The sequence below is a fragment of the Corynebacterium minutissimum genome, from assembly GCF_000805675.1.
Taxonomy (GTDB): Bacteria; Actinomycetota; Actinomycetes; order Mycobacteriales; family Mycobacteriaceae; genus Corynebacterium; species Corynebacterium minutissimum.
This window is the reverse complement of sequence record NZ_JSEF01000015.1, coordinates 259,092-270,732: the sequence shown is the minus strand read 5'-3', so window position 1 is coordinate 270,732 and position 11,641 is coordinate 259,092. Positions and strand designations below refer to the sequence as shown.

The following is an 11,641-nucleotide window of genomic DNA, read 5'->3' as shown; positions in this document are numbered from 1 at the left end:
AGCATTCGCCGTGACCACTACCCAGAAGCCACCCCGCACGCTGGGCCACCGTGCGCGCGATATCCGCGAGCGCCTACGCGCCTACCCCGGGCTGGATTATCAGATGCTGCGCATCGCCATTTTCTCGCTCATCGGTATCGGCGTGCTCATGGCTTTTTCTTCGTCGATGGCGACCTCGCTTTCAGAAAGCGATAGCCCCTGGTCGGCCGCTCTGCGCCAATGCATCCTCGTGGCCGCTGGTCTCATTGTGTTTTGGATTGGTTTGCGGATCTCCCCGCGAACGCTACGAGCGCTGGTGCCGTGGTTCTTGGGATTGGCTATCGTGCTGCTCATCTTGGTTCTTATCCCCGGCGTGGGTACGGGACGTGCCGAGGTAGGTTCGCAGTCGTGGATTATGCTGCCCGGCGGCGTTGCCTTCCAGCCCTCTGAGTTCGCACGTGTGGCCGTGGGAATGTATGGCGCGTCCGCTCTAGCGGATAAGACTCACCGTTCGATGCGTCTGACGGACCCGTTCATGATGTACTCCATCATTTCCGGCATCATGTTCGTGCTCATCGTGGCGCAGGGCGACTTGGGCATGGGTGTGTCCTTAGCCTTGGTGGTGGTCTTTACCCTCATCTTTGCCGGCGTGGACTGGCGCGTGCCAACGGTTGTCGGTGTCTTCGGTGTCATCGGCATGGCTACGGTTTTCCTGGCGGGCGGCTTCCGTTCCCACCGTTTCCACACCTACTTTGACGCACTGCGCGGCAACATCGAAGACACGCAAGGTACAGGTTTTCAGGCGTACCAGGGCTTCCTCTCGCTTGCCGACGGCGGCTTCTGGGGCGTCGGCCTAGGCCAGTCACGCGCCAAGTGGTTCTACCTGCCGGAGGCAAAGAATGACTTCATCTTCGCCATCATCGGCGAGGAGCTCGGCCTGTGGGGCGGTGCTTTGGTTATTGGGCTCTTTGCCATTTTGGGCTACTTCGGTCTGCGCACTGCGAAAAGGGCGCAGAACCAATTCCAGTCTCTACTCGCGGCGACGTTGTCCGTTGGTGTGGTGGTCCAGGCTTTCATCAACATTGGCTATGTCATTGGTGTGCTGCCGGTGACGGGCATTCAGCTGCCCATGATTTCTGCCGGCGGCACTGCCGCGATTATTACGATTGGTTCCATGGGCTTGTTGTGCAACGTCGCACGTCACGAGCCGATGCAGGTCTCCGCCATGCAGAACTTTGGTCGCCCGCTCTTTGACCGCATTTTCCTCATCCCAGAACCCACCCCTCCCAACGAGCGTCGCGGTGGCGCGCATCGCGCAGACCGCGAGCGTGGCGGGCGAGGAGAACGCGCCCAACGTCGTCAGCGCCCGCAGGCGCAGCGCCAGACGGAGCGCAGCCGCGAGGAACGATTTGGCCGCGCGGTCACTGGCCGCCGCGTCCCACGCCAGGAAGCACACGGGGACCGTCGGCGCGGCGAGCGTCGGTAGCGTTATGCTGCGCTGGTAGCCTGTAGGGCATGAATGCCACGCCAATTTCCGTCGTCATCGCAGGTGGCGGCACTGCCGGACACATTGAACCAGCGCTTGCCGTGGGGGAGGAGCTGCGTCAGCGCCACGGTGCGCGAGTGACTGCTCTGGGCACCCCACGCGGTTTGGAAGGAGACATTGTTCCGGCCCGCGGCGTGGATTTGCGCATGATTACTCCCGTTCCAGTGCCCCGCAAGATTAATGCTGATGCGTTGAAACTGCCGTGGCGCGTCATAAAGTCCGTGCGGGAAACCCGCGCGGTCCTTCAAGACGTGGCTGCGGACGCCGTCTTCGGTACCGGTGGCTACGTTGCAGCGCCTGCGTACCTGGCGGCGAAGTCGCTGGGCATTCCTTTCTTCGTCCTGGAGACTAACGCGTTGGCGGGCATGGCCAACAAGCTGGGCGTGCGTCTGGGCGGAATCGGCTTTAACGCGCAGGAGGGATCCGGCATGCCGGGCGAGGTCCTCGGTATCCCGGTACGCCCCGGCCTAGGGGAAGACTCGGATGGTTCCAAGGCAACTTCTGCGCGTGAGAACTGGAATTTAGGTGCCGACCGTCCCACCATCGTCGTGACGGGTGGTTCCCAGGGCGCAGTGAGCATCAATTCTGCCGTTGCCGGTGCTATCGACGACCTCACGCAGGACTTCCAGGTTCTGCATGCGTATGGCAAGAAGAACGACAAGCCAGAAGAACGCAGCAATTACACCCCCGTGCCCTATATCGATGACATGGCCGGCGCCCTCGCCGTGGCGGATCTCATGGTATGCCGCTCAGGTGCCATGACCGTGGCGGAGGTGTCCGCCGCTGGTCTGCCCGCCATTTACGTTCCCCTCCCGCACGGAAACGGCGAGCAAGCACTGAACTCCCGCGCGCTCGTGGATGCGGGCGCTGCTGTCCAGATTCCCGATGCCGAACTGAGTCCCGAGCGCCTCATCCGTGAGGTGCGCGCAATCCTCGACAACCCCGCCGCGCTGGATGCCATGCGCACGGCTGCGGATGCCAGCACCGCTGGTGACGTGGCTGCCGTTATCGCTGACCGTATCGCCTCAAGTGCTCGCAACTAGGCTCGCTCCACCACGAACGAAGGATTATCCCTCATGACTGCAACTTCTGCTTCTACTGACCTGTCTCGCGTTCATCTCGTGGGCATCGGCGGCTCGGGCATGTCGGGCCTCGCCCGGATCCTCGTGACCCGCGGCGCGGTGGTGACGGGCTCGGATGTGAAGAAGTCCACCGCGGTGGAGGTCCTGCGCACGATGGGCGCTCACATCGCCATCGGCCATGCAGCCGAGAACCTCGAACTCGCCGGCGAAAAGCCCACGGTGGTGGTGACCTCCTTCGCGGCGATTCCACAGGACAACCCCGAGCTAGCTGCCGCACGGGAGGCCGGAATTCCGGTGATTCGACGTTCCGACCTTCTAGCAGAGCTCATGGAGGGACACCGCCAAGTGCTCTTGGCTGGAACTCACGGCAAGACGTCCACCACGTCCATGACAGTGAGCGCGATGCAGCAGGCAGGGCTAGACCCGTCCTTTGCCATCGGAGGCCAGCTCAACCGTGCGGGGACGAACGCGCATGGAGGAACCGGCGAGGCTTTCGTCGCCGAGGCTGATGAATCTGATGCCTCGCTGCTGCGTTATAGCCCCTTCGTAGCGGTGATTACGAACATCGAGCCGGATCACTTGGACTATTTCGAGAGCCCCGAAAGCTACTTTAAGGTCTTTGATGATTTCGCTGACCGCGTCGTGGACGGCGGCTACCTCGTGGTGTGTCTGGAAGATGCGCAGGCCGTGGCTACCGGTGAGCGCGCGGCCGAGCGCGGCATCCACGTCTTGGGGTATGGCGCGCACAACGAGTCCTCCTTGCCCTATGGCGTCGAGGTGCTGGAGGAGTCGGTATCAGCGGAGGGCGCGCATGTGCGAGTGCGCCTGACGCTTCCCGACGTCCCCCCGGAAGACCTCACCTACGACCTCCACGTCCCAGGCCACCACATGGTTCTCAATTCTGCTGCGGCGCTGCTTGCCGGCGCACTGGCGGGTGGAAATCCTGCGGAACTTGCTGCGGGTTTGACCGATTTCACCGGTGTGCGCCGACGTTTCGAGTACCGCGGTTCCGCGAAAGGGATTCGCGTCTTTGACGATTATGCTCACCACCCGACGGAGGTGTCCGCGGTGCTCACCGCTGCGCGCGCGAAGGTCGATGCCGAAGGCGAAGGCGCGCGTGTTATCGCCTGTTTCCAGCCGCACCTCTACTCCCGAACGATGAAATTCGATGCGGAGTTCGCAGAGGCACTAGCGCTTGCCGACGCTTCCGTGGTCCTCGACATCTACGGCGCCCGCGAGCAGCCAGTTGAGGGCATAACTTCCCGCATCATTACGGATAAAATGCCGGAGGACATGCCGGTTATCTTTGAGCCGGATTTCTCCGAGGCTGCGGGCGACGTTATTTCTCTGGCCCAGCCAGGGGATGTCGTGCTGACCATCGGTGCGGGAACGATTACCTATGTGGCAGGGGAAATCCTCTCTCAGTTAGAGCAAAGTGAGGCATGCGGGGAATCCTCGCAGTCAAGTGAGGCCGAGGAGCAGGATGTCTAAGAAGACAGGCGCGATAGCCGTCGGCGCGGTCTTCCTCGTAGCACTCGTGGCTGCAGCCGTTGTATGGCTTTTCCCGATTTTTAAGGTGAATTCCTTTGAGGTTGAGGGCAATGAGCACGTGGCGGCCGAAGACGCGGAACAGGCCAGCGGTGTGGCTGCAGGTTCCAATTTGGTGCGCCTCAATGCGCGTGAGGCGGCTCACGGCGTGGCCTCGCTGTCATGGGTAGAGTCGGCAACGGTCTCGCGCGCCTTCCCGTCGACCGTGCATATCAGCGTGGTGGAACATGAGGCCGTGGCGTATGTCGAGGATGGTGGTCGCACAGTGCTGGTGGATGACAAAGGCAAGGAATTTGTCGAAGACACCCCACCTAAAGAAGCCATCCAGTTGACCGGGCGCACGGAATCCGGTTCCCCGGAAATGCAGGCGGCGGTGGATGCGGTATCCGCGCTTCCTGCCGAGGTGCGCATGCGCGTCAAGACCCTCGACATCGAGGACACCTATTCGCTGACCTTCGTCACGGAGGATGAGAAGACCATCTTCTGGGGAGCAGCCGAAGACAATGCCAACAAGGCCATCGCCTTTGAGGATGTGCTCCAGTTGGAGGGTGAATCCTGGAATATTTCTAACCCTTCGCTGGTGACCCGCCGCTAAGCGCGTCCTCAGTGGGGCGGGTGGGACGCCTGTTAATAAAACCGCACGTCAGCAACCCTAAAGTAGAGGTTGAGGGTACCGACACGCGGCAAAATGTGCGCCCAAATAACCCTCTTGTCGTTAAAGATGGATGTAACCGCCTCTCGTATTTAGAGGCGCTTCCTCGTTTACATAAAATCCTTAGTTGAAAGGCAAGAGACCCTCGTATGATCTCATCTAGCAACAACCTCGCGGACATCAAGGTCGTCGGCGTCGGCGGCGGCGGTGTCAACGCCGTCAACCGCATGATCGAAGAAGGCCTCAAGGGCGTTCAGTTCGTCGCCATCAACACTGACTCTCAGGCGCTGATTTTCTCCGACGCGGACACCAAGCTCGACATCGGCCGCGAGGCCACCCGCGGCCTCGGTGCTGGCGCTAACCCGGAGGTAGGCAAGACCTCCGCTGAGGATCACAAGACCGAAATCGAGGACGCCCTCCAGGGCTCCGACATGGTCTTCGTCACCGCTGGTGAGGGTGGTGGCACCGGTACAGGTGCCGCCCCGGTCGTGGCGTCCATCGCGAAGAAGATGGGCGCGCTCACCGTCGGCGTGGTCACTCGCCCGTTTAAGTTTGAAGGCGCTCGCCGTACCCGCCAGGCCATGGCCGGTATCGAGGAGCTGCGTGAGGTTTGCGATACCCTCATCGTTATTCCGAATGACCGCCTCATGCAGCTGGGCGGCGAGGAGCTGTCCATCGTAGAGGCCTTCCGCGCTGCCGATGAAGTCCTGCACAACGGTGTTCAGGGTATTACCAACCTCATCACCATCCCAGGCATGATCAACGTCGACTTTGCGGACGTGCGCTCCGTCATGTCCGACGCCGGCTCCGCCCTCATGGGCATCGGCTTCGCCCGCGGCGATAACCGCGCTCTCAACGCTGCTGAGCAGGCCATTAATTCTCCGCTGCTGGAGTCCACGATGGAAGGCGCCAAGGGCGTCCTCCTCTCCATCGCCGGTGGTTCCGACCTGGGCCTCCACGAGGTCAACGCAGCTGCCTCCATGGTGGAAGAACGCGCCGACGAAGATGCCAACATCATCTTCGGCACCATCATCGATGACAACCTCGGCGACGAAGTTCGCGTCACTATCATCGCCACCGGCTTCGATGCACAGGCCAACATGACTGCACAGCCAGCACAGGCAAGTCAGGCAGCACAGCAGGGCCAGCAGGCCACTCCTGCAGCTCGCCCGGGTTCCCTCTTCGAGAACCGTGCCGAGGCGCAGCCCGAGGCTCCCGCCGCGTCCCGTACCGAGGCCCCGCGTGAGGACTACACCCGCGTCGAGCCGCAGGCCGCCGAGCGCCGCGAGCGCGAGGAGTATGCTCCGCGCCACTCCTACGAGCGTGAACAGCCGTCCGAGCCGGCTCCGTCCAGCGGATTGTTCACCAGCTCTGATCGCTTCCGCCGCGAGGAGCGCGAGAATCGCGACGAGTACCGCCTGTCTCGCCCCGACGAGCGCCGCTCCCGTGGCTTCGACGATGATGGCGACGACGATCTCGACGTGCCCTCCTTCATGCGCTAGCCGCAGCCAGCTACTCTGGAGTGCATGCCAGTAAACGAGGAAGCACACCCATCGAAGCGCCCCGTCCGCATGGTTTTTACCAGCCGTGCCGGCGGGGCGTCGTCGTCTCCCTACAACTCTTTTAACCTAGGGGATCACGTTGGCGATGACCCCGCCGCCGTGGCCGCTAACCGCGAGCGCCTTTTGCGCGCTACTGGGCTCGACGACATCGTCTGGATGGAACAGCTACATACCAATACCGTCACCACAGTGGGTGCGGAGCGTCGCGGCATGACCCAGCCGGTGGAGGCTAGCGATGCGCTGGTCACCACCGAAAAGCGTCTGGGCCTCGGCGTGCTCGTGGCCGATTGCACGCCGGTGCTGCTTGTCGACGTTCCCGCTGGCGTCATCGCCGCCGCCCACGCCGGCCGTCTCGGCGCACGCAACGGCATCATCCGCAACACCGTCAACGCCATGATGGAACTCGGCGCAACCCCGTCGACCATGCAGGTACTCATGGGGCCGGCCGCTTCGGGCCGAAACTATGAGGTGCCGGAGGACATGGCAAGGGACGTCGAGAAGCACCTGCCCGGGTCGTTAACGCGTACCACGAAAGGAACCTGGGGCGTTGATGTCCGTGCCGGGCTCGTGCGCCAGTTGATGGAGCTGGGCATTACCGCCATTGAGTCCGATCCGCGGTGCACCATCGAAGATACTGACTTCTTTTCCTATCGCCGCGAAGGTGTCACCGGACGCCAAGCCGGCGTGATTTGGCTGGAGGGATAACCATGACTAACCAGAACCGTCTCGAAGAATTACGTGCTGGACTTGAGCGCACTCGCGCTGACATCCAGCACTTCGCCGATGATGCTGGGCGCGAGGCACCGCAGCTATTGCCGGTGACCAAGTTTCACCCAGCAGAAGACATTGCTCTGCTGGCACAGCTGGGTATTACCGACGTCGCCGAAAACCGCGAACAGGAAGCCCGCGCCAAAGCCGAAGCTCTGCCTGACATGCACTTCCACATGATTGGCCAAATCCAAACCAAGAAGGCCAACCATGTGGCGCGCTGGGCGCATAGCGTGCACTCGCTCGACTCTGAGAAACTTGCCCGTGCCCTCGACCGCGGCGTGGCTTTAGCCCAAGAACGAGGCCAACGCGACGGTATCTTGCCAGTTTTCATTCAGGTCTCCGCCGACGGCGATACTGCCCGTGGCGGCTGTCCACTAGACCTCGTTTCTGACCTAGTGGACGTCGTTGAAGAGCTCGACAATCTTGAGCTTCAGGGCTTTATGGTTGTCCCACCTCTGGAGAGCGAACCGAGCGAGGTTTTTACACGGGTGAAGGGGCTTGTGGAGGACGTGGCCAAGCAGCTCGGGCGCCCATTGAAGCTTTCTGCCGGAATGAGTGCAGACCTGCAGGAAGCAATTAAATCTGGAACAGATATCGTGCGTGTCGGAACCGGAATTATGGGACCACGGCCAGTAGTTTAAGTGGCATCGCAAAAGCGCATTTCAAAGACACTAATCTCACAGAAAACTAGGTCAGAGGGAGACCCAGAATGTCACTGATTGATAGGACCAAGGAGTTCTTCGGGCTGGGCCCGATGGACATGGACGCCGACGACGCCTACTACGCCGACGAGCGCACCTACAACGCTCCGTCGTACGCAGCACCGTCCTACGATAAGCAGGAAGAAGAATTCGTTCCGACCATCGTGGCCCTGTCTCTCGTCTCCTTCGATGACGCGGCCAAGGTCGGCGGCCCGTTCCGTGATGGTGACGCCGTTGTCTTCGAGCTCACCGATGCTGACCGTGGCTCCGCCAAGCGCTTCGTCGACTTCGCTGCTGGCCTGTGCTTCGCTCTGGAAGGCCGTATGAAGAACCTCACCAAGGGCGTTGATACCAGCCGCAAGGTCTTCGCCATTGTGCCGAAGGGCGCTGACATCTCTACCGTTGAGCTGGAGCGCGCTGCGCACTTGCGCTAAAACTCGACGCCTCAGGGCCGCCGAACCTGCCCCCTCCCGTGTTGGCTAGTGGAGGAGGCCGGTAACGGCGGCTCATTGCGTTTTCTCGGGTTGCTTTTCTGGCGAACCGCCGGACGGAGGAGTACCGCCTGCGGGGGTGGTTCAGATAGGCTCGGGCGATGTGAATGCTTTAGGTTCAATTCTCATTCTTGCGGTGAGCCTCTACTCGTGGATTTTGCTCGCGCGCATCGTCATCGAGATGATTCAGTCCTTCTCGCGCCAATTTAACCCGCCGCGGTGGTTCATGATGGTGGCTGAAGTGCTGTTTGTCCTCACTGATCCACCCGTCAAGGCCCTGCGCAAGGTTATCCCGCCCTTGCAGCTAGGCGGCATTGCTCTCGACGTCTCGGTCATTGTGCTGTTCCTGCTGTTGGCAATTCTCTCGCGTCTTATCGGTTGGGTATTCTTTGGCGCCGGCGGATTGGTGGCCTAATACGCGGGTGTATTAAACCCTCCTGTTAACGTTGAGACTCGTGCCTGCGTTAGATAATGTGTTGATTTGGATACAATGAGTTATCACAATCCGTATTATTAACCGCATATGTACCCGGCCTCTGGACCCACTAGAGGTTTGACCGATTCGTAAGGGGAAGAGAAGTCAATGCCACTGTCACCAGCTGATGTACACAACGTCGCCTTCAGCAAGCCGCCTATTGGCAAGCGTGGCTACAACGAGGACGAGGTCGATCAGTTCCTCGACCTCGTCGAAGATGCTCTTGCTCAGTTGCAGGATGAGAACGACGACCTCCAGGCCCAGCTTGAGGACCTGAAGGCACAGTCCAAGGGCGGCGCCGCAGCTGGCGCCGGTGCCGCTGCAACCAAGGTCGATGAGGCCGCCGTGCGCAAGGACGTGGAGTCCAAGCTGCGCGCTGAGTACGAGGCAAAGCTGGCTGACTCGAAGAATGAGGTTGCCAAGGCCAAGGAAGAGACCAAGAAGGCCCAGGAGCAGGCCAAGGTAGCTCAGGCCCAGGCTCAGTCTTCCCAGGCTCCGGCTGCTCAGCAGCAGGACAATTCCGCAGAGCTCAAGGCCGCCCGTGAGGAAGCCGCTGCAGCAAAGCGTGAACTTGAGGCCTCCAAGCGCGAGCTGGAGACCACCAAGAAGGAGCTGGAGTCCGCCAAGAAGAACTCCGGTGCGTCCACCGCTGCCGCTGGCATCGCCGGCGCTGGCGCTACCAAGTCCGCTGAGGGACTGGCTACTCCGGAAACCCACATGCAGGCCGCTCGTGTTCTGGGCTTGGCTCAGGAAATGGCAGATCGCCTCACCAACGAGGCCAAGGCAGACTCCGAGTCCATGCTGGCTGAAGCCCGCACGGCCGCCGAGAAGCAGCTTGCTGACGCTGACTCTCACTCCAAGGCTCAGCTGGCTGATGCCCAGAAGCGCTTCGACGCACAGCTGTTGGATGCGGACAACCGTTCCAAGAAGCTCGTCGCTGACGCAGAGGCCAAGGCTAAGCAGACCGAGTCTGATGCCACCTCCCGCGCTGAGGCTCAAATCCGCCAGGCCGAAGAGAAGGCAGCAGCCCTGCAGGCTGACGCGGAGAAGAAGCACACCGAGGTCATGAACACGGTCAAGCAGCAGCAGACTGCTCTCGAGGCTCGTATCTCCGAGCTGCGCACCTTTGAGCGCGAGTACCGTACCCGCCTCAAGACGCTTCTCGAGTCCCAGCTTGAGGAGTTGGAGTCCCGCGGCACCGCGGCTCCGAACGGTGAGGCAGGCAAGGCCAACAACTAATCTCTGGCTCTTGACTGAATTAACGGCGTCCGGCACCGGACGCCGTTATTCTTTTCTGTAGACCACCGGAGGCCTCCGGTAGACACAAGACTAGTTTTCGTGGAAGGGGAGCGAACATGCTCATTGGCGCATTGGTTCTGGCGTTCGTAGCTTTCTTGGCTTTCGTGAACTACATCCTCACCGCCGCTGACTGGTCCCTGTACCTGTTGTTCATCTCTGCCGGTGTCGGCATCATTCTCTTTATCGCCGATACAGTGGTGAAAATACGCCGCAAGCACGACAAGTAGCCCTCGGCCTCAAGGGATTCCTGAGGTAGAGGGCTCTTGAACTAGAGGGCTCCTGTGATGGAGGGCCTTGGGCGGAGAGCTTCTGTCGGATAGTGACACGGCCCGAGTCTTGGGGCCACCGTTGTCCGGAGGTACACATCTATGTGCCACCGTTGTCTGGCGGTCCAGTTGCCCTCGTAGTCGCCTGCCGTGGCGAAGGCGGTGGGAGAGGACCGAAGATGCGCTTTACCGTCCCTTCAACCCGGGCCATCCGCCCACGCCCTGGCGGAGCATTGGGGGTTATCTTGGTTGATCCCGTTGTGGTACGGACACAGCATGACGAGGTTCTCTGGGTTGGTATAGCCCCCGTACTTCCACGCGATGATGTGGTGCACCTGACACTCATCGGCCGGTCTCATGCAGTCATTCCATGCACAGACCGGAAACTCGGCCATAGCCATGATGCGCTGTTTGATGCTAGCGCTCCGCTCCTCCCGATAGAGGTTCACAGGTCCGCGGACGGGGTGAAAGAGCGTCGCCAATGTGCCGTCAAGGTCTATTTCACCGGAGATCACCTTGTTGACATACTCCGCACCCGTCATTGTCGCGCCGTTGGTCATACGCAGCGTAACTTCCTCACCATCACCATTGAGGATCTGAGTCAACGCATCCAAGGGGACAAGGATATTGGTCTGCAGTCCTTTGCGTGGGGCCGCGCCATGAAAGAAGGCTTCCTGGATGGATTCGATGGGACGTTGCTCATCGACGGCGTCGTTAAGCTCAGCGATGACATGAGAAGGGGCAGTAATCGCCATTGTCCACAACGAGTTTCGCCGGCGATACACCGTGGGGCTGCGGCGGTTTAGAAAGCTCTTTGAGCTTCTTCTTGGCCAGAGCTTCCATCGCCAAGGTATCAGCACTCGTGCGGCACAGCTCAAGGCGCATCTGCCACCCGAGCGCCAGTGTCCGCGCTTTGCGCGCATAGCGGTCAATGACGTTGAGTGTGGGCAGGGAGTGGCCGCGCTGGCGGGCTGCAGTCACGGCGTCGCGTTGCATGCGAGTCATTGCAGTCGTGCCAAAGAAACTCGAGTGCAAGCGCACCAATTCCTTGGCCGTCTTATCCGGTGATCCGGCAGCAATGAGATCTGCTTCAGACATGCCTTCGCACCCGGCGACGACATCAATGCCGGGCGCTAGGGCGTCAAGAAAAGTCTGAAGTGCGTTCATGACTCCGAAGCCTAAGACTCAATGTGAACCACACGCACTAGAAAGAATGTTCCTGTGAATAACCTTTTCACCTGAGCATCGTGTGCACACACGGGTTTCTAT

13 protein-coding genes are annotated in these 11,641 nt (G+C 60.8%); 11 read left to right on the top strand and 2 right to left on the bottom strand.

The features are described from left to right. The first annotated feature begins 10 nt into the window (after positions 1–10). The 11 genes from NX84_RS09305 (at position 11) to NX84_RS13000 (ending at position 10,333) form a co-directional block, all read left to right on the top strand. The gene (locus tag NX84_RS09305; RefSeq protein WP_039676093.1) at positions 11–1,465 is read left to right on the top strand and encodes an FtsW/RodA/SpoVE family cell cycle protein; all 1,455 of its coding nucleotides are present in this window, start codon (positions 11–13) and stop codon (positions 1,463–1,465) included. 29 nt (positions 1,466–1,494) lie between these two features. Then, on the top strand, positions 1,495–2,568 hold the full coding sequence (gene murG, locus NX84_RS09300; protein ID WP_039676091.1) for an undecaprenyldiphospho-muramoylpentapeptide beta-N-acetylglucosaminyltransferase: 1,074 nt from the start codon (positions 1,495–1,497) through the stop codon (positions 2,566–2,568). A gap of 33 nt (positions 2,569–2,601) precedes the next feature. Continuing rightward, positions 2,602–4,098 carry a UDP-N-acetylmuramate--L-alanine ligase gene (gene murC / locus NX84_RS09295; protein ID WP_039676089.1) on the top strand — a complete coding sequence of 499 codons (1,497 nt, stop codon included), beginning with the start codon at positions 2,602–2,604 and terminating at the stop codon, positions 4,096–4,098. After that, the gene (locus NX84_RS09290) at positions 4,091–4,750 is read left to right on the top strand and encodes a cell division protein FtsQ/DivIB (RefSeq protein WP_039676087.1); all 660 of its coding nucleotides are present in this window, start codon (positions 4,091–4,093) and stop codon (positions 4,748–4,750) included. The genes murC and NX84_RS09290 overlap by 8 nt, the downstream gene beginning before the upstream one ends. Before the next feature lie 206 nt (positions 4,751–4,956). Further along, entirely contained in the window at positions 4,957–6,309 is a 1,353-nt protein-coding gene (gene ftsZ, locus NX84_RS09285; RefSeq protein WP_039676085.1) for a cell division protein FtsZ, read from the top strand. A gap of 24 nt (positions 6,310–6,333) precedes the next feature. Further along, positions 6,334–7,074, top strand: coding sequence for a peptidoglycan editing factor PgeF (pgeF, locus tag NX84_RS09280; protein ID WP_039676084.1), 741 nt, complete (start codon positions 6,334–6,336; stop codon positions 7,072–7,074). A 2-nt stretch (positions 7,075–7,076) separates the two neighbouring features. Next, positions 7,077–7,781 (top strand): YggS family pyridoxal phosphate-dependent enzyme, encoded by a 705-nt coding sequence (locus NX84_RS09275; RefSeq protein WP_039676082.1) that lies wholly within the window; start codon positions 7,077–7,079, stop codon positions 7,779–7,781. A gap of 68 nt (positions 7,782–7,849) precedes the next feature. Beyond that, entirely contained in the window at positions 7,850–8,275 is a 426-nt protein-coding gene (locus tag NX84_RS09270) for a cell division protein SepF (RefSeq protein ID WP_039676080.1), read from the top strand. Between the two features lie 160 nt (positions 8,276–8,435). Continuing rightward, positions 8,436–8,747, top strand: coding sequence for a YggT family protein (locus NX84_RS09265; RefSeq protein ID WP_039676280.1), 312 nt, complete (start codon positions 8,436–8,438; stop codon positions 8,745–8,747). A gap of 168 nt (positions 8,748–8,915) precedes the next feature. Next, positions 8,916–10,046 carry a DivIVA domain-containing protein gene (locus NX84_RS09260; protein WP_039676078.1) on the top strand — a complete coding sequence of 377 codons (1,131 nt, stop codon included), beginning with the start codon at positions 8,916–8,918 and terminating at the stop codon, positions 10,044–10,046. Positions 10,047–10,162: 116 nt separating this feature from the next. Next, positions 10,163–10,333, top strand: a complete 171-nt coding sequence (locus NX84_RS13000; RefSeq protein WP_039676076.1) for a hypothetical protein — start codon at positions 10,163–10,165, stop codon at positions 10,331–10,333. Between the two features lie 236 nt (positions 10,334–10,569). Here the strand turns inward: NX84_RS13000 and NX84_RS13195 are convergent, their stop codons facing one another. Continuing rightward, a complete protein-coding gene (locus NX84_RS13195; RefSeq protein ID WP_231913802.1) occupies positions 10,570–11,127 on the bottom strand; it encodes an HNH endonuclease signature motif containing protein in 558 nt (185 codons plus the stop codon). Beyond that, entirely contained in the window at positions 11,093–11,539 is a 447-nt protein-coding gene (locus NX84_RS13190) for a hypothetical protein (RefSeq protein ID WP_231913806.1), read from the bottom strand. Before NX84_RS13190 ends, NX84_RS13195 begins: the two co-directional genes overlap by 35 nt. Positions 11,540–11,641 lie beyond the last annotated feature (102 nt).

Bases quoted from the DNA above. Each gene is read 5' to 3' on its own strand.
- murC (WP_039676089.1), top strand. From the start codon at position 2,602: ATGACTGCAACTTCTGCTTCTACTGACCTGTCTCGCGTTCATCTCGTG.
- NX84_RS13195 (WP_231913802.1), bottom strand. From the start codon at position 11,127: ATGGCGATTACTGCCCCTTCTCATGTCATCGCTGAGCTTAACGACGCC.
- pgeF (WP_039676084.1), top strand. From the start codon at position 6,334: ATGCCAGTAAACGAGGAAGCACACCCATCGAAGCGCCCCGTCCGCATG.
- NX84_RS13190 (WP_231913806.1), bottom strand. From the start codon at position 11,539: ATGAACGCACTTCAGACTTTTCTTGACGCCCTAGCGCCCGGCATTGAT.
- murG (WP_039676091.1), top strand. From the start codon at position 1,495: ATGAATGCCACGCCAATTTCCGTCGTCATCGCAGGTGGCGGCACTGCC.
- NX84_RS09275 (WP_039676082.1), top strand. From the start codon at position 7,077: ATGACTAACCAGAACCGTCTCGAAGAATTACGTGCTGGACTTGAGCGC.
- ftsZ (WP_039676085.1), top strand. From the start codon at position 4,957: ATGATCTCATCTAGCAACAACCTCGCGGACATCAAGGTCGTCGGCGTC.
- NX84_RS13000 (WP_039676076.1), top strand. From the start codon at position 10,163: ATGCTCATTGGCGCATTGGTTCTGGCGTTCGTAGCTTTCTTGGCTTTC.
- NX84_RS09260 (WP_039676078.1), top strand. From the start codon at position 8,916: ATGCCACTGTCACCAGCTGATGTACACAACGTCGCCTTCAGCAAGCCG.
- NX84_RS09290 (WP_039676087.1), top strand. From the start codon at position 4,091: ATGTCTAAGAAGACAGGCGCGATAGCCGTCGGCGCGGTCTTCCTCGTA.
- NX84_RS09270 (WP_039676080.1), top strand. From the start codon at position 7,850: ATGTCACTGATTGATAGGACCAAGGAGTTCTTCGGGCTGGGCCCGATG.